The sequence below is a fragment of the Paracoccus benzoatiresistens genome (assembly GCF_026913015.1).
GTDB classification, from domain to species: domain Bacteria; phylum Pseudomonadota; class Alphaproteobacteria; order Rhodobacterales; family Rhodobacteraceae; genus Paracoccus; species Paracoccus benzoatiresistens.
This window is the reverse complement of the sequence record NZ_JAPTYD010000004.1, coordinates 116,204-133,456: the sequence shown is the minus strand read 5'-3', so window position 1 is coordinate 133,456 and position 17,253 is coordinate 116,204. Positions and strand designations below refer to the sequence as shown.

16 protein-coding genes are annotated in these 17,253 nt (G+C 66.6%); 13 read left to right on the top strand and 3 right to left on the bottom strand.

Going from position 1 to position 17,253, the window contains the following annotated elements; genetic code table 11:
* The first annotated feature begins 13 nt into the window (after window positions 1–13).
* A complete protein-coding gene (locus OU682_RS05260) occupies window positions 14–316 on the top strand; it encodes an HNH endonuclease (RefSeq protein ID WP_268941023.1) in 303 nt (100 codons plus the stop codon).
* Window positions 317–319: 3 nt separating this feature from the next.
* Here the strand turns inward: OU682_RS05260 and OU682_RS05255 are convergent, their stop codons facing one another.
* Together OU682_RS05255 and OU682_RS05250 are read right to left on the bottom strand one after the other, a co-directional pair.
* The gene (locus tag OU682_RS05255; RefSeq protein ID WP_268941022.1) at window positions 320–1,492 is read right to left on the bottom strand and encodes a Gfo/Idh/MocA family protein; all 1,173 of its coding nucleotides are present in this window, start codon (window positions 1,490–1,492) and stop codon (window positions 320–322) included.
* On the bottom strand, window positions 1,489–2,436 hold the full coding sequence (locus OU682_RS05250; protein WP_268941021.1) for a TIM barrel protein: 948 nt from the start codon (window positions 2,434–2,436) through the stop codon (window positions 1,489–1,491). Before OU682_RS05250 ends, OU682_RS05255 begins: the two co-directional genes overlap by 4 nt.
* 108 nt (window positions 2,437–2,544) lie before the next feature.
* On the opposite strand from OU682_RS05250, the gene OU682_RS05245 reads away from it, so the two are divergent.
* Window positions 2,545–3,555: a LacI family DNA-binding transcriptional regulator gene (locus tag OU682_RS05245; RefSeq protein ID WP_268941020.1), complete on the top strand. Its 1,011-nt coding sequence runs from the start codon at window positions 2,545–2,547 to the stop codon at window positions 3,553–3,555.
* Between the two features lie 259 nt (window positions 3,556–3,814).
* Window positions 3,815–4,843 (top strand): LacI family DNA-binding transcriptional regulator, encoded by a 1,029-nt coding sequence (locus OU682_RS05240; RefSeq protein ID WP_268941019.1) that lies wholly within the window; start codon window positions 3,815–3,817, stop codon window positions 4,841–4,843.
* 30 nt (window positions 4,844–4,873) lie between these two features.
* Here OU682_RS05240 and OU682_RS05235 read toward each other — a convergent pair whose 3' ends face one another.
* Entirely contained in the window at window positions 4,874–5,032 is a 159-nt protein-coding gene (locus OU682_RS05235; protein ID WP_268941018.1) for a hypothetical protein, read from the bottom strand.
* A 65-nt stretch (window positions 5,033–5,097) separates the two neighbouring features.
* Between OU682_RS05235 and OU682_RS05230 the strand changes: the two genes are divergently transcribed.
* The 10 genes from OU682_RS05230 (at window position 5,098) to iolE (ending at window position 17,186) form a co-directional block, all read left to right on the top strand.
* Window positions 5,098–6,039, top strand: coding sequence for a sugar ABC transporter substrate-binding protein (locus tag OU682_RS05230; RefSeq protein ID WP_268941017.1), 942 nt, complete (start codon window positions 5,098–5,100; stop codon window positions 6,037–6,039).
* A gap of 63 nt (window positions 6,040–6,102) precedes the next feature.
* On the top strand, window positions 6,103–7,641 hold the full coding sequence (locus OU682_RS05225) for a sugar ABC transporter ATP-binding protein (protein WP_268941016.1): 1,539 nt from the start codon (window positions 6,103–6,105) through the stop codon (window positions 7,639–7,641).
* Window positions 7,642–7,654: 13 nt separating this feature from the next.
* Window positions 7,655–8,674, top strand: coding sequence for an ABC transporter permease (locus OU682_RS05220; RefSeq protein WP_268941015.1), 1,020 nt, complete (start codon window positions 7,655–7,657; stop codon window positions 8,672–8,674).
* 82 nt (window positions 8,675–8,756) lie between these two features.
* A complete protein-coding gene (locus OU682_RS05215; RefSeq protein ID WP_268941014.1) occupies window positions 8,757–9,686 on the top strand; it encodes a substrate-binding domain-containing protein in 930 nt (309 codons plus the stop codon).
* Window positions 9,687–9,766: 80 nt separating this feature from the next.
* The gene (locus OU682_RS05210; RefSeq protein ID WP_268941013.1) at window positions 9,767–10,681 is read left to right on the top strand and encodes a sugar phosphate isomerase/epimerase family protein; all 915 of its coding nucleotides are present in this window, start codon (window positions 9,767–9,769) and stop codon (window positions 10,679–10,681) included.
* Window positions 10,678–11,694 carry a Gfo/Idh/MocA family protein gene (locus tag OU682_RS05205; RefSeq protein ID WP_268941012.1) on the top strand — a complete coding sequence of 339 codons (1,017 nt, stop codon included), beginning with the start codon at window positions 10,678–10,680 and terminating at the stop codon, window positions 11,692–11,694. The genes OU682_RS05210 and OU682_RS05205 overlap by 4 nt, the downstream gene beginning before the upstream one ends.
* A gap of 3 nt (window positions 11,695–11,697) precedes the next feature.
* The gene (locus tag OU682_RS05200; RefSeq protein ID WP_268941011.1) at window positions 11,698–12,483 is read left to right on the top strand and encodes a TIM barrel protein; all 786 of its coding nucleotides are present in this window, start codon (window positions 11,698–11,700) and stop codon (window positions 12,481–12,483) included.
* Between the two features lie 23 nt (window positions 12,484–12,506).
* Complete coding sequence (locus OU682_RS05195; RefSeq protein ID WP_268941010.1) at window positions 12,507–14,426, top strand: bifunctional 5-dehydro-2-deoxygluconokinase/5-dehydro-2-deoxyphosphogluconate aldolase; 1,920 nt, start codon at window positions 12,507–12,509, stop codon at window positions 14,424–14,426.
* Between the two features lie 8 nt (window positions 14,427–14,434).
* A complete protein-coding gene (gene iolD, locus OU682_RS05190; protein ID WP_268941009.1) occupies window positions 14,435–16,261 on the top strand; it encodes a 3D-(3,5/4)-trihydroxycyclohexane-1,2-dione acylhydrolase (decyclizing) in 1,827 nt (608 codons plus the stop codon).
* A gap of 13 nt (window positions 16,262–16,274) precedes the next feature.
* Window positions 16,275–17,186 carry a myo-inosose-2 dehydratase gene (gene iolE / locus OU682_RS05185; RefSeq protein WP_268941008.1) on the top strand — a complete coding sequence of 304 codons (912 nt, stop codon included), beginning with the start codon at window positions 16,275–16,277 and terminating at the stop codon, window positions 17,184–17,186.
* Window positions 17,187–17,253: the final 67 nt, after the last annotated feature.

Genomic DNA, 17,253 nt, shown 5'->3' with positions numbered 1-17,253 from the left:
CCATATGGGCGGCATGACCGACGATCCCCGCTGTCCCCTGTGCCTCCGCCCTATCCCGCCCGATGTGCCGCAAAGCCTGCATCACCTGATCCCGCGATCCAAAGGCGGCGCCAAGGGGCCCGTGGTGCTGATGCACCACATCTGCCACAAGGAAATCCATGCGGCGATCAGCGAAAAGGACCTGGCCCGCAGCTTCAACACGCCCGAGGCGCTGCGCGCCCATCCACGGCTGGCCGCCTTCGCCGAATGGGTCAGCCGCCGCCCGCCCGGCTTCCTGTCGCGCGTTCCCGGCGGCACCCGCCGCAAGCGCCGATAGGCCTCAGGCGTAATCGACCCAGATGCCGCCCGCGTCGGCGGACCGCACGCAATGCTCGACCCAACGGACGCCCTCGACCCCCGCCGCGATGCCCGGATAGCGCAGATCGGCCACGCGGGACGGGTCGCCTTCCTCGTGCGCCTCGATGGCCAGCGCGAAGCGGTAATGCAAGTTCGCCCAGGCATCGAAAAGCCCCTCGGGATGGCCCGCGCCGATGCGGTCGTCGGCCAGCGACTGCGGATGCAGATAGGGCATCCCCCGGTCCAGCAGGCGCGCGGGTTCGCCCTGGATTTCCAGCCGCAACTGGTTCGGGTGTTCGTCCCACCATTCGACCGATCCCTTGGACCCCACCACTCGCACCTTCTGGCTGTGCATCGCCCCCGCATTCACCGCCGAGGTCCAGCAGGTCCCGACCGCGCCGCTGTCATATTCCATCAGCACCGTGGCGTTGTCCTCCAGTGGCGCGCGGGATGCGACAAAGCTTTGCCGCGAACACAGCAGCCGCCTGATCTTCAGGTGGGGGCAGATGACCTCGCTGATATACAGCGGATGGGTCGCCAGATCCCCCAGGACATAGCTGGGGCCTGCAAAGGCCGGATCGACGCGCCAGCGGGCGGCGGGGTTCTCCAGTTCGACCGCCGCGCTGTGGAAGCCATGGGCGAACTGCAGGTTGACGATGCGGATCTTGCCCAGGGTGCCGTCGGCGACAAGGCGGGCGGCTTCCTCGATCATCTGGTGGCCGGAATAGCCATAGGTGACGCCGACGACCAATCCGCGCGCCTTGGCGATGGCTTGCAGGTCCAGCGCCTCGGCGGTGGTGAAGGTCAGGGGCTTTTCGCAGATGACGTGAATTCCGGCCTGCAGCGCCGCCTTGGTGATTGGGTAATGCGTGTTGTTCGGCGTGGCGATGGTCACGCAGCGGATGCCGTCAGGGCGCGCGGCTTCTGCCGTGAACATCGCCTGATGGTCGGGATAGCAGCGGTCGGCCTGCAGCCCCAGTTCCATCCCGAAGGCGCGGCCCCGGTCGGCGTCCAGGTCGAAGGCCCCCGCGATCAGGTCGAAGTACCCGTCCCGCATGGCGGCGGACCGGTGGACATAGCCGATCTGGCTGCCCTTGCCGCCCCCGACCATTCCCCAGCGGATGGCGGACTTCGTCAGACGGTTGCCGTTGATCATCGCGTGGCCTCCAGCGCGGGGCGGGCGAAGCCCACGGTTTCCAGATAGCGGCGGGACTTGCGGAGATCAGCCAGCGATCCGCCCGCGTTCAGCGGATCGCGTTCCTGTTCGACGGTGATGAAGCCCGCATAGCCGCGCCGGTTCAGCAGGGCCTTGATGGCCGGATAGTCGATGCATCCGTCGCCGATCGGGCACATCACGCCCTCGGCGCAGGCGTCGAAGAAGCGGATGCGGCGGGCCATCACGGCGGAATATCTGGCGGCGTCGATGTCCTTGAAGTGGATGTAGTCCAGCCGGTCCCAGTATGCCTCCAGCACCGCCACCGGGTCCATCCCGGCATAAAAGGTGTGGCCCGTGTCGAGGCACAGCCCGGCCTCGGCGGCGGATATGTCGCGGGTGATGCGCGCGATCTCGTCCGCGAACTCGATATGGCCGCCCGCATGGGGATGGATGACCGCGCGGACGCCATGGTCGCGGGCAATGCGGGCGATGGCACGGATATTGGCGACCATGCCCCGCCAGGCGGCGTCGTCCAGCCGGGCCGCGCGGTCTGAATGGCCTGCGGCGTAATCGCGCGCCTCGTGCCCCCAGTCCATCACCGTCAGATAGGGCGCAGGGAACCGCTGGCCCGGCGCAAGCGGGGGCTTCGGCAGGGCGGCAATCACGGCGCAAATCTGGCGCGTCTGGTGTTCCAGGCCCTTGCGATTGGCGGGATCGACGAGATTGTCGAAGATCGTGCCCGCGACCACATAGAGGTCCCGCCTGCGCAGTTCCGCCGACACCGTGCCTGCGTCCAGCGGCATGTAGCCACAAGGTCCAAGCTCCAGCCCGCCATAGCCTGCCGCCGCGGCTTCATCCAGCACCTGCCGCCAGTCGGGCAGGTTCAGGTTCGTGATGTCGTCCACGCCCCAGCAGCAGGGTGCAGTGGTGATGGTGATGGTCATGGCTCGCCTCCGGTCACCTGCAGGATTATCCGGCAGGCCACACGCCGCGAAGGAATGTCTTGAGGGGAAACCCTCAATCCGCCACTGTCGCGCGCAAGAGGGGGGATCATGGCCAAGGTGACGCTGGAGGATGTGGCGCAGGCCGCGGGCGTGTCGCTGGCGACCGTGGACCGGGTCGTGAACCGGCGCGGCGGCGTCTCGGCAGACAAGGAAAGGGCGATCCTGCAGGCCGCGAGCCGGCTTGGGCTGGACCGGAACCTGGTGATCAGCCCCAGGGCCACCAAGCGCATCGCGGTCCTGATCCAGCCGCCGTCGAACCCGTTCCACAACCAGTTGCGCCAAGGGATCGATCAGGCCCGCGCCATCCATCACAACCTGAACCTGCTGTTCCAGGTCGAGCAGATCGATCCGGCGCAGCCCGACCGCATCGCGGCCCAGATCGCCCGCGCGGGGACCTGGGCCGACGGAATGATCCTGACCGTGCCGGCCGCGCCCCGGATCATCGCGGCGCTGGAGGCGCTGCCCCCGCGCATCCCGGTCGTGACCATGGCCGACGACGTGCCCGCCCGTGGCCGCGCCGCCTTTGTCGGCCCGGACGACCGCCAGTCGGGCCGCGTGGCGGGCGACCTGATGGGACATCTGATCGGCCAAGGCGGGGGCGAGGCGCTGGTCCTGATCGGCCGCTTCGACATGCCGGGCCATGGCGCGCGCGCTGGCGGCTTCATCGACGTACTGGCCGAACGCCATCCCGGCGTCCGTGTGCCGGATGTCCTTGAGACGCACGAGGACAAGGCAAGCGCCGCCGCCATCGCTTTGCGTGCGGCGCGTGCCAACCCGGACCTGCGCGGAATCTACCTGTGCACGACCGGCTGTTCGGAACTGGTCGCGGCGCTTGCGTCCATCCGTCAGTCGCGTCCCCTTGCCATCGTCACGCATGAACTGACGCCCGAACGCCGCCTCATGCTGAAGGCTCGCAAGGTCCAGGCGATCATCGACCAGAAGCCCGCGCTGGAGGCGCTGCTGGCCGTGGAAACCATGGCCCGGCTGATCGGCCGGCTGGAAGGCGAGGCCGGGTCGATCGCGACCGAAATCCAGATTTTCATGCCCGAGAGTGTTTGAGGCTTTCCCTCAACTCCGCGCTTGCCCCGAGCCGCAGCGGGCGCGGAATGTCGGCTTGGGCGTGGCACCGGTGAGCGGCACATGGTGCTCTGGCAGCCGCAGACGTGCAGGCGGCCGCCATCAGGCGCAGGCGGTGGTTAACCTCCATCGCCCTGGGCCGCGCCGTCGATCTGCGGGAAGGCCGGCAACCTTGACGGGCAGGGCCGTGATGTGAAACCCTCAGGGTTCTGACGGTTCACATCACAGCCGGAGGGGCCCGATGCGCCGTCCGACCATTGCCGATCTGGCCCGCGAAGCCGGCGTCAGCCTGGCCACCGCCGACCGCGTGCTGAACGGCCGCCTGAAGGTGCGCGAGGAAACCGCCCGCCGCGTGCAGGAAGCCGCGCAGCGCATCGGCTATCACGGCGCCAATGCCATCCGCGCGCGGCTGATGGCCGAACTGCCGGAACTGCATTTCGCGCTGATCCTGCAAAAGGAACGCCACCCCTTCTATCAGGATTTCGCGCGCCAGTTCCAGGATCACGCGGCTTCTGTCACCTCGCACCGGTTGCGTGTCACGGTGCGGTTCACCCAATCGACCCTGCCGGGTGAACTGGAACAGCTGCTGGGCTCGATGGCGGGCAAGGTCGATGCGGTGGCAGCGACGGGGCTGGACCATCACAAGGTCACCGCAGCCGTCAGCGAACTGCGCGCCCGCGGCATCCCGACCTTTTCGCTGCTGTCCGATTTCGCGCAGGGCGTGCGGGAAAGCTATGTGGGCACCAACAATATCAAGGTCGGGCGTTCCGCCGGCTGGCTGATCTCGAAGATCGCGAAGAAGCCGGGCAAGGTCGCCGTCTTCATCGGCGGACACCGCTTTCACGGGCATGAATTGCGCGAAACCGGCTTTCGCAGCTATTTCCGTGAATATGCCCCCGAATTCGATCTGCTGAACCCGCAGGTCAACCTGGAAACGCGGCAACTGACCTATGAAGCCACGACCGAACTGCTGGAGCGGCACGGCGACATTGCCGGGATCTATTGCGCGGGCGGCGGCATGGAGGGCGCCATCGCCGCCCTGCGCGAACTGCGCAAGCCCGGCGACGTGGCGCTGGTCGTCAACGAACTGACCCCGGATTCGCGCGAAGCCTTGCAGGACCGCACCCTGTCGGTCGTGATCAGCACCCCGCTGCGCCAGGTCTGCGAGGAAACCATCGCGCTGATGATCCAGTCCTGCGACCAGGGAATGAGCGACAATCCCGGGCAACGCTTCCTGCCCTTCCAGATCTGGACGCCGGAAAGCCTTTGACGCGAATGATGCAAACCATCATCGCGGGCGTCATTTTCCATCATGAATGATGGTTTCGCGGGTCACGCCGTGATTGACCGACGGGCGACCCTTGGGTGATCGTCCCTGTGCGACGATCTGAGGAGAATCGTCGCCGCCTGCCAAAGAACCGGACTGACCGAAACCCTGCATCCGCAGGGGTGGCTCCATGCAGCCCGCTGTCTGGTGACGGTAACGAATAAGGTGCTGTGCGCACCAACAGTGGAGGAAAGACCATGAAGCGACTGCTGACGGCGACCGCACTCTGCGCGGTCATGGCAACTGCCGCCCAGGCCGAGAACATCGGGGTGTCCATGGCCCTGTTCGACGACAATTTCCTGACGGTCCTGCGCAACGGGATGCAGGAACACGCAGCCACCCTGGACGGCGTGACCCTGCAGATCGAGGATGCGCAGAACGATGTCGGCAAGCAGCTGAACCAGATCCAGAACTTCGTGGCCTCGGGCGTGGATGCGATCATCGTGAACCCGGTCGATACCGACGCCACCGTCGCCATGTCGCAGGCAGCAGCCGATGCGGGCATCCCGCTGGTCTATGTCAACCGCGAGCCCGTGAACGTCGATGACCTGCCAGAAAAGCAGGCCTTTGTCGCATCCGACGAACGGGAATCCGGCACGCTGGAAACCAAGGAAATCTGCCGCCTGCTGAAGGAAGCCGGCAAGACCGAGGCGAAGGCCCTGGTGCTGATGGGGGAACTCTCGAACCAGGCGGCGCGGATGCGCACCCAGGACATCAAGGACGTGATCGCCACGCCCGAATGCGGCTTCATCCAGATCGTCGAGGAGCAGACCGCGAACTGGTCGCGCACGCAGGCCGCCGACCTGATGACGAACTGGATCACCTCGGGCCTGGAATTCGACGCGGTGATTTCCAACAACGACGAAATGGCCATCGGCGCGATCCAGGCCATGAAATCCGCCGGCATGTCGATGGATGATGTCATCGTCGGCGGCGTGGACGCCACCCAGGATGCGCTGGCGGCCATGCAGGCGGGCGACCTGGACGTCACGGTGTTCCAGAACGCCGCGGGTCAGGGCCAGGGCGCGGTTGACGCCGCCCTGAAGCTGGCCCGGGGCGAGGAGGTCGAAACCAAGGTCTATGTGCCCTTCGAGCTGGTGACGCCCGCGAACCTGGCCGACTACCAGGCCAAGAACTGACGCCTTCGCGCCGGGGCGCGGAGGCGTCCCGGCGCGTCAATGGATCAGAGGAAAGGGAAGACCATGGTCAGCCCAAGGACGGCCGCCGCCATCGACCGCGTGAAGGCCAGCATCGAGAGCGAAGGCGTCTTGTCGATCAGCGGCATCCGCAAGGAATTTCCCGGCGTTCTGGCGCTGGACGACGTGCAGTTGCGCATCCGCCCCGGCACGGTCCATGCGCTGATGGGCGAGAACGGCGCAGGCAAGTCCACGCTGATGAAGATCATCGCCGGGGTCTATCAGCCCGATGCCGGGGAAATCCGGCTGCGGGGGCAGGTGGTCGTGCTGAAATCGCCCCTGGATGCGCTGGAGCAGGGGATCTCGATGATCCACCAGGAACTGGCGCTGATGAACTGGATGACGGTGGCCGAGAACATCTGGATCCGCCGCGAGCCCAAGAACCGCTTCGGCCTGATCGACCATGCCGAGATGGCCCGGATGACCGCCGAGCTGTTCGACCGCCTGAACATCAAGCTGGACCCCCGCGCCCAGGTGTCCGAACTGACCGTCGCGCAGAAGCAGATGGTCGAGATCGCCAAGGCCGTCAGCCACAATTCCGACGTGCTGATCATGGACGAGCCGACCAGCGCCCTGACCGAGCGCGAGGTGGAGCACCTGTTCGCCATCATCCGCGACCTGCGGGCACGCGGCATTGGCATCGTCTACATCACCCACAAGATGAACGAACTGTTCGAGATCGCCGACGAATTCACCGTCTTCCGCGACGGCAAGTATGTCGGCACCCACAGCGCCCACGACGTGACCCGCGACGACATCATCCGCATGATGGTGGGCCGCGAGATCACCAACATGTTCCCCAAGGTCGATTGCCCCATCGGCGACACGATCCTGGAGGTCCGCAACCTCACCCTGCCCGGCGTCTTCCACGACGTGTCCTTTTCCCTGCGCCGGGGCGAGATCCTGGGCCTTGCCGGTCTGGTCGGGTCCAAGCGGTCGAACGTGGCCGAGGCGCTGTTCGGCGTGACGCCTGCGGAAAGCGGCCAGATCCTGATCGACGGGCAGGAAGTCCAGATCAGGACACCCGCCCAGGCCATGGCCCACGGCATGGCCTTCCTGACGGAAGACCGCAAGGAAACCGGCTGCTTCCTGACGCTGGATTGTCTGGAAAACATCCAGTCGGCGCTGATCACCCGCAGCCATGTGAAGAACGGCTTCGTCCAGCAGCGCGAGGTCACCCGCCTGGCCGAGGAGATGGCCCAGACCCTGCGCATCAAGACCCCGAACCTGCAGGAAACGGTCGAAAACCTGTCGGGCGGCAACCAGCAGAAGCTGCTGATCGCCCGCTGGTTGCTGACCAAGCCGCGCATCCTGATCCTGGACGAGCCCACCCGCGGCATCGACGTGGGCGCGAAATCCGAAATCCACCGCCTGATCACCGAACTCGCCGCGCAGGGCGTCGCCGTCCTGATGATCTCCTCGGAACTGCCCGAGGTGCTGGGCATGTCCGACCGCATCATGGTCATGCACGAGGGCCATGTGTCGGGCTTCCTGGACCGGGCCGAGGCCGACCAGGTCAAGATCATGTCGCTTGCGGCCAAGTGAAAGGAACTCGCTCATGAGCAGCCAAGACATCACCGCCCGCACTGCCCCGCACACGCAGCGCAGGTTGCCCACCGAGGTCAACATCCTGCTGGTCCTGGTCGGCATCGCCGCCGTCTTCGAGATCCTTGGCTGGATCTTCCAAGGCCAGTCCTTCCTGTTCTCGCTGAACCGGCTGAAGATCATGATCCTGCAGGTCTCGGTCATCGGCATCATCGCCGTGGGGGTGACGCAGGTGATCATCTCGGGGGGGATCGACCTGTCATCCGGGTCGGTGGTCGGCGCGGTGGCGATGGTCGCCATGTCCTTCGCGCAGGTCTCGACCTATGCCCGTGCGGTCTATCCCGCGCTGACCGACCTGCCGATGATCGTGCCGCTGCTGATCGGCCTGGGCTTCGGCGCCATCGTGGGCCTGATCAACGGCTGGCTGATCGCCTATACCAAGATCCCGCCCTTCATTGCGACGCTTGGCACGATGGTCACGGTGCGCGGTTTCGCCAAGTGGTACACCAAGGGCCAGCCGATCTCCTTCCCGACGGAAGGATTTGCCTGGATCGGCTCGGGCATGATGCCGGTGCTGATCTTCATCCTGGTGGCCGCGATCTTCCACGTGGCGATGAAATACACCCGCTACGGCAAGTTCACCTATGCCATCGGCGCCAACGCGCAGGCGGCGCGCGTGTCCGGCATCGATGTCGAACGCCACCTGATCAAGGTCTATGTGATCGCCGCAATGCTGGCCGCCCTGGCCGGAATGGTGGTCGCCGCCCGCGGCCAGACCGCGCAGGCCGGCATGGGCCTGGCCTATGAACTGGACGCCATCGCGATGGCGGTGATCGGGGGCGTGTCGCTGAACGGCGGGCGCGGGTCGATCCTGGGCACGGCCATCGGGATGATCATCTTCGGGGTCATCATCTCGGGCTTCACGTTCCTCAGGCTGGACGCCTACTACCAGGAAATGATCAAGGGCGCGATCGTGGTGGCCGCCGTGGTGGCCGATGTCCACCGCCAGCAGAAACGCCGAAAGGCCAGCTGAGACAATGGCGCGGCCCGCATGTCGGACCGCCTCCGGCACCGGCCGGTTCCCCACTCACGACCTTACGATAAGGAAAGCATCCATGACCAAACTGATCGCCACAACTGCCCTTTGCCTGTCGCTTGCCGCCCCGGCGCTTGCCGAAACCCGGATCGGCGTCACGATGACGTCCTTCGACAACCCGTTCCTGACGATCCTGCTGAACGGCATCCGGGCCGAGGCCGAACGGACCGAAGGCGTCACCCTGTCGGTCGAGGATGCGCAACTGGACGTGGCCAAGCAATTGAACCAGGTCCAGAACTTCGTGGCGAACGGCGTCGATGCGATCATCGTGAACGCGGTGGACGGGGACAGCACCACCGCGATCACCGCCGCCGCAACGGGGGCGGGCATTCCGCTGATCTATGTGAACCACCCGCCCGCCGAACTGGAAGGGGGGATGCCCGAGGGCACCGGCTATGTCGGGTCGCAGGAAACCGATGCGGGCAGGCTGGAAGCGGCCGCCGTCTGCAAGGCGCTTGAAGGGCGCGAAAGCCCCAAGGCCGTGATCCTGATGGGACCGCTGGAAAACCACGCCGCCCATGTCCGCACGCAGATGGTCGAGGAAGCCTTCGCCAAGCCGGATTGCCAGGTCGAGATCATCGAAAAGCAGGTCGCCAACTGGAACCGCGTGCAGGCGCAGGATCTGGTGACCTCGTGGATGACGGCGGGCCTGGAATTCGACGCCATTGTCGCCAACAACGACGAAATGGCGATCGGGGCGGCGCAGGCGCTGCAAGCCACGACCGGCAAGGGCGACATCGTCATCGCGGGCATCGATGCCACCGCCGACGGGCTGGCCGCGATGGAGGCGGGGCAAATGGACGTGACCGTCTACCAGAACGCGACGGGCCAGGGCGAACAGGCCGTCAAGGCCGCCGTCGCCGCTGCCAGTGGCGGGAAGATCGAACCCGAACACTGGATCCCCTTCGAGCCGGTCACACCCGAGAACATGGCCGATTACCAGAATTAAGCGGTGCCGCCGGGCGCGGCGCGTTTCCTCCGCCGCGCCGTGCCCGGCCTTTTCAGGATAGTCCCACAGGATTGCAGCCCATGCGCATTGCCATCGACCCCTTCATGCATCGCCATCTGCCGCTTGAGGCGATCCCCGCCAAGGTCAAGGAGCTTGGCTATGACTGGATCGAACTGTCCCCGCGCGGCGATTTCCTGGAATGGTTCAAGGCGCCGCGCGTCTTTCCCGATCGCATCAAAAGCCTCAAGCAGGCGCTGAAGGATACCGACGTGGGCATCGCCAGCCTGCTGCCGATGTATCGCTGGGCCTCCAACGACGAAACCGAACGCCAGGCTGCCGTCCGCCACTGGAAGCGCGCCATCGAGATCGCCGTGGAACTGGGCGTCGAAACCATGAACAGCGAATTCGGCCGCGGCCCCCATCCCGACAAGGGGTCCTGCTATTGCTGCCATACCGGATCGATGATCGAGGCCTGCGAGGACGCCTGGTGGCGGTCGATGGAGGAACTGGTCCCGATCCTGGAGCGCGAGGGCATCCAGCTCAACATCGAGCCGCACCCCGAGGACTGGTGCGAGACGATCCAGCCCGCGCTGGACATCATCCGCACGGTGAATTCCAGGAACGTGCGCTTTCTGTATTGCGCGCCCCACACCTTCTATTTCGGCGACGACACCCGCGCCATGCTGCGCGAGGCCGCCGACGTGCTGGCCCATGTCCATGTAGGCGACACCTTCAACCACAAGGCCAGTTCCGGTCTGCGCTATATCCTGAACCCGCCGGGCACGCAGGCCCGCGTCCACCAGCACCTGAACATCGGCCAGGGAGAGGTGCCCTGGGACGACTTCTTTGGCACGCTGGCCGAGATCGGCTTCGACGGCATCATGACGGCCTGCGTCTTTGCCTGGGAAGACAAGGCGGACCATTCGGGCCGCTTCATGCGCGCCGAAATGCAGAAATACATCGACCAGTATTGGAAGAAAGGTCCCCAAGCATGACCGTCAGAATTGGTGTCATCGGCACCGGAGCCATCGGCCGCGACCACGCCCGCCGCATCCAGCAGGTGCTGTCGGGCGGCACCATCACCGCGCTGTCCGACGTGAACCGCGCATCCGCCGAAGCCGTCAAGGCCGACATCGCCCCCGATGCAAAGGTCTTCGAGACCGGCGAGCAGTTGATCGCCAGCGACCAGGTGGACGCCGTGCTGGTCACCTCCTGGGGCGCGACCCATGAACAATATGTCCTGGCCGCCATCGCCGCCGGAAAGCCCTGCTTCTGCGAAAAGCCGCTGGCAACGACCGCCGAGGGCGCGAAGCGCATCGTCGATGCCGAGGTGGCCTACGGCAAGCGCCTTGTGCAGGTCGGCTTCATGCGCCGCTATGACGAAGGCTACGTCGCCCTGAAGAAGGTCGTGGACGGCCAGATCGGCGCGCCGATCATGGTCCATGCCGCGCATCGCAACCCGACGGTGCCCGAGGCCTATACCACCCCCATGGCGATCCACGACACGCTGATCCACGAGATCGACGTGTTCCGCTGGCTGCTGGACGACGACTATGTCTCGGCCCGCGTAACCTTCCCGCGCACGGCCGCGCGCAGCCATGCGAAACTGCGCGATCCGCAGATCGTGACGCTGGTGACGGCCAAGGGGGTCGTCATCAACACCGAGATCTTCGTGAACTGCCATTACGGCTATGACATCCAGTGCGAGGTCGTGGGCGAGGATGGCGTGGCCCGCCTGCCCGAGCCGATGGCAATCCGGATGCGCCTGAACGCCAGCCTGCAGAACCCGATCCTGACCGACTGGAAGGACCGCTTCGTCGCCTCCTACGACGTGGAACTGCAGGACTTCCTGAAGGCCGCCGCGCAAGGAACGGCGTCCGGCCCGACATCCTGGGACGGCTACATGGCGGCCGTCACCTCGGACGCCTGCGTCAAGGCGCAGGAATCCGAAGGCGAAAGCGTCGCCATCACCTGTCCCGACCGTCCCGCCCTTTACGCCCAAGGCTGACCCATGCGCTTTGCCCTGAACCATATCGCCGCGCCCAGGCTACCGCTGCCGGATTTCTTCGCCGCAGCCCGTGACCTTGGCATCACCGAGGTCGAGATCCGCAACGACCTGCCCGACCTCTTGTCCGAATGGCGCCCCGAGGACGTGAAGGCCGAGGCCGGGAAGGCCGGCGTCACCATCGTCTCGATCAACGCGCTTTATCCCTTCAATGTCTGGGGAAGCGACCTGCCAGCCCGGGCCGAGGACATGGCGGATTACGGCGCCGCCTGCGGGGCCAGGGCCCTGGTGATGTGCCCGCTGAACGACGGCACGAAGGTCCCTTTCGACAGTCTGGTGGGCGCGCTGAGGGCCATGAAGACGATTCTCGACACGCGCGGGCTGATCGGGCTGGTGGAACCCCTGGGCTTCCCGGTCTCGTCCCTGCGGACCAAGGCCGAGGCGATCCGCGCCATTCAGGCGGCAGGGGGCGAGGGCACCTACAAGCTGCTGCACGACACCTTCCACCACCACCTGGCGGGCGAGACCGAGTTCTTCCCGGAATGGACCGGGCTCGTCCATATCTCGGGCGTGGTCGATCCGGCGGTGTCGGTCGCGGAGATGCTGGATGCGCACCGGGTGCTGCTGGACGAACAGGACCGGCTGGAAAACCTGCCCCAGATCAGGGCCCTGCTGGACGCGGGCTATGACGGCCCCTTCAGCTTCGAGCCCTTCGCGGCCGAGGTTCACGAAGCCGCCGATCCCAAGGGCGCGGTGAAGAACAGCATGGCCTTCGTTTCGACCAATCTCTGACTCTGCAAGACAGGACCGATCCCATGACCAAATCCCTTGACCTGATCACCATCGGCCGCGCGGGTGTGGACCTTTACGGCGCGCAGGTTGGTGGGCGGCTGGAAGACATGGGGTCGTTCCGCAAGTATATCGGCGGCAGCCCCACCAACATCGCCTGCGGGACGGCGCGGCTCGGGCTTCGGTCCGGGCTGATCACCCGGGTCGGCGACGAGCACATGGGCCGCTTCATCCGCGAGCAACTGGTGCGCGAGGGGGTGGACGTGCGCGGCGTCATGACCGACCCCGACCGGCTGACCGCGCTGGTGATCCTGGGGATCCGCGACCGGGAACAGTTCCCGCTGATCTTCTACCGCAGCGACTGCGCCGACATGGCGCTGTGCGAGGACGACATCGATGAATCGCTGGTCGCGGACGCCCGGGCGGTGCTGGCGACGGGCACGCATCTGTCGCATCCGCGCACGGAAGCCGCCGTCATCAAGGCGCTGGAACTCGCCCGCAGGCACGGGGCGAGGACGGCCTTGGACATCGACTATCGCCCGAACCTGTGGGGGCTGGCGGGGCATGGGGCCGGCGAAAGCCGCTTCGTGGAAAGCGCGGCGGTGACGGCCAGGCTGCAGGCGACGCTGCACCACTTCGACCTGATCGTGGGGACCGAGGAGGAGTTCCACATTGCCGGCGGGTCCACCAACACCGTCGCCGCGCTGCGGGCCGTGCGCGCGGTCAGCGACGCCACGCTGGTCTGCAAGCGGGGCGCCGCAGGCGCGGTGGCCTTCACCGGCAGCATCCCCGACAGCTTAAAGGGGGGCGAAACGGGACCGGGCTTTCCCATCGAGGTCTTCAACGTGCTGGGCGCGGGCGACGGCTTCTTCTCGGGGCTGATGAAGGGCTGGCTGGATGGCGAGCCCTGGCCCAAGGCGCTGGAATACGCCAATGCCTGCGGCGCGCTGGCCGTTTCCCGCCACGGCTGCACGCCGGCCTATCCCAGCCTTGCCGAACTGGAATTCTTCCTCAAGCGCGGCGTGGTGCGTCCGGACCTCAGGAACGATCCGGAACTGGAGCAGGTCCACTGGGCCACCAACCGGCAGCGGCGCACGGGCGGCGACTGGTCCACGATGCGGGTCTTTGCCTTCGACCACCGGATGCAGCTGGAACAGATGCCCGGATACACCCCCCAGAAGGGCGGCGCCTTCAAGGAGCTGTGCCTGAAGGCCGCCTTGCAGGTGCAGGGGGGCAAGCCGGGCTACGGCATTCTTTGCGACAACCGCATCGGCCGCGATGCGCTGCACGCAGCCTCGGGGACCGGCCTTTGGATCGGACGGCCCGCCGAATGGCCGGGATCGCGGCCGCTGGAGTTGGAGCCGGAACTGGGCCTCGACTGCGGCGGCCTGGAAGGATGGGCACGCGAGAACGTGGTCAAGGTTCTCTGCTTCTGCCACCCGGACGACGACGAGGCGACCCGAGCCGGGCAGGAGGAAACCGTCAAGCGCCTGTTCCAGGCCGCGCGCCGCAACGACCTGGAATTCCTGCTGGAGGTCATCCCCTCGAAGGTCGGCCCCGTGGACAACGGAACGACCGCCACGCTGATCCGGCAGTTCTACGCGGCGGGCGTTTACCCCGACTGGTGGAAGCTGGAACCCATGATCTCGTCCGTTGCCTGGCGCAAGACCATCGCCGCCATCGAGGAGAACGACCCCAACACGCGCGGCATCGTGGTGCTGGGGCTGGACGCGCCCGAGGCCGAACTGCGCGACAGCTTCGCGGTCGCGGCGGGCTTTGCGCTGGTCAAGGGCTTTGCCGTCGGGCGCACCATCTTCGGCGCGGTGGCGCGGGCCTGGCTGGACGGGGATCTGACCGACGACGAGGCGGTCGAGGAGATGGCGCGCCGCTATGGCCGCCTTTGCGGGATCTGGGACAAGGCGCGCGCAGGCGTGGCCGTGAAGTGAGGGACGGAATGAACACGATCCGGTTGACGGCGGCGCAGGCCATGGTTCGCTGGCTGTCGGTGCAGATGACGGAAGAGGGCGAACGCTTCATCGAGGGTTGCTGGGCCATCTTCGGCCACGGCAACGTGGCGGGCATCGGCGAGGCCTTGCACGGCGCAGGCGACGCCTTTCCGACCTGGCGGGGCCAGAATGAACAGACCATGGCCCATGCGGCCATCGCCTATGCCAAGGCCAGCAAGCGCAGGCGCGCCCATGCCGTGACCAGTTCCATCGGGCCGGGGGCCACCAACATGGTGACGGCGGCGGCGCTGGCGCATGTGAACCGGTTGCCGGTGCTGCTGATCCCCGGCGATGTCTTTGCCAGCCGCCGCCCCGACCCGGTCCTGCAGCAGGTCGAGGATTTCGACGACGGAACGGTATCGGCGAACGACTGCTTCCGCCCCGTGGTGCGTTACTTCGACCGCATCCAGCGGCCCGAGCAACTGCTGACGGCGCTGCCCCGCGCGCTGCGGGTGATGACCGATCCCGCCGATTGCGGCCCGGTCTGCCTGGCCTTCTGCCAGGACACGCAGGCGGAAGGCTATGACTGGCCCGAGGCCTTTTTCGAACCGAAGGTTTGGCGCATCCGCCGCCCCGAACCGGACGCGCGGGAACTGGCCGAGGTGGCGGACCTGATCCGCGCCGCCAAACGCCCCGCCATCGTCGCGGGCGGCGGGGTGATCTATTCCGGGGCGGAAGCGGCGCTGTCGGACTTTGCCGCCCGCCACGGCATCCCGGTGGCCGAGACGCAGGCGGGCAAGTCGGCGCTTGCGCAGTCGGACCCGATGAACTTCGGCGCCTCGGGCGTCGATGGATCGGCGGCCGCCAATGCCGTGCTGCGGGATGCGGATCTGGTGATCGGGGTAGGCACGCGGCTGCAGGACTTCACCACCGGATCGCGGACGATGTTCGCGGCCGATGCCAGGTTGGTGTCGATCAACGTCCACGGCTATGACGCCGCCAAGCACGGCGCGGTGCCGCTGGTGGCGGATGCCCGCGTGGCGCTGGAGAAGCTGACGGCAGCGCTTGGCGACCACAAGGCGGCGTTCGATCCCGCCCCGCGCGCCGACTGGCTGGCCGCCGTCGATGCCTATTGCGCAGCGCCTGCGCCCGGCAACGACCTGCCCACCGACGCGCAGGTGATCGGCGCGGTTCAACGCGCCGCGCCCGGCGCCATTGCCATGTGCGCGGCCGGCACCATGCCCGGCGCGCTGAAGCTGCTGTGGCAGCCTGCGCAGGGCGGATACCACATGGAATACGGTTACAGTTGCATGGGCTACGAGATCGCGGGCGCCATGGGCATCAAGCTGGCTTGCCCAGACCGCGGGGTGGTCTGCTTCGTGGGCGACGGCAGCTACATGATGGCCAACAGCGAACTGGCCACGGCGGCGATGCGGGCCGTCCCCTTTACCGTCGTGCTGACCGACAACCGCGGCTACGGCTGCATCAACCGCCTGCAGCAGGCTTGCGGAGGCGAGCAGTTCAACAACATGTACGTGGATTGCAACGTCGCGGACCAGCCCCGGATCGACTATGTGGCCCATGCCGCCTCCATGGGCGCGCATGCGGTCAAGGCAACCGGCATTGCCGACCTCGAGGCGCAGATCGCCGCCGCGCGCGGCAGGCCCATCCCTACGGTGATCGTGATCGACACCACCGCCAAGGACGGCCCCGGCTTCGGCAAGGCCGGCCATTGGTGGGACGTGGCCGTTCCCGCCGTGGGCGGGACCGAGAAGCTGCGCGACGCCTACAAGACCTATCTGGAAAACGCCGCCAAGGCGCGGCTGGTGAACTGAAAGGGACGAACCCATGATCCGCTATGGCACCAACCCGATTGCCTGGGCCAATGACGACGACCAGACCATCGGCGCCCATATTCCGACCGAGCAGATCCTGCACGAGGCGGGCCGGGTGATCGGCTTTGACGGCATCGAGAACGGCCATCGCTGGCCCGAGGACCCGCAGGCGCTGAAGGAACTGCTGGGCCAGTATGGGTTGCGCTTCATCTCGGGCTGGTATTCGACCGCGCTTCTGACCCGCTCGGTGGCCGAGGAGATCGAGAGCGTGCAGCCCCACCTGGCCAAGCTGAAGGCAAACGATTGCAAGGTGTGCATCGTCTGCGAATGCTCGAACACCGTGCATGGCAATCCCGACGTCCCGGTCAACGCCCGCCCGCGCCTGACGCCCGAGGAGATGGCGGCCTTCGGCGCCAAGGTGGAGGAGTTCGCGGCCTATCTGGCCTCGCAGGGGATCACGCTCGCCTATCACCACCACATGGGCACGGTGGTCGAATCCCCCGAGGACATCGACGCCTTCATGGCTGCGACCGGACCTGCCACGCATCTGCTGTTTGACGCGGGCCATTGCGCCTTCGGCGGCGGCGACCCGGCCGCGGTGCTGCGCAGGCACGCATCCCATGTGGCGCATTTCCACGCCAAGAACATCCGCCGTCCGGTGACGCAGCGGGTGCGCGACGAAGACCTGTCCTTCCTGCAGGGCGTTCTGGCGGGGGCCTTTACCGTGCCGGGCGATCCCGAGGGGGCGATCGACTTCGTGCCGCTGCTGCGCATTCTGGCCGAGGCGGGCTATGACGGCTGGCTGGTGATCGAGGCCGAGCAGGATCCCGAGAAGCGCAACCCGCTGGAGTATCAGTCGATGGGGCTGAAGGCGCTGAAGGCCGCCGCAGCCGAGGCGGGGCTGGATCGGGCGGCTGCCGCCTGAAGGCGGCGAAGGCCGGGGGTCAGCCCCCGGTCCCCCGGCATATTTGCAGTCCAAGGCAGGAGCGGCA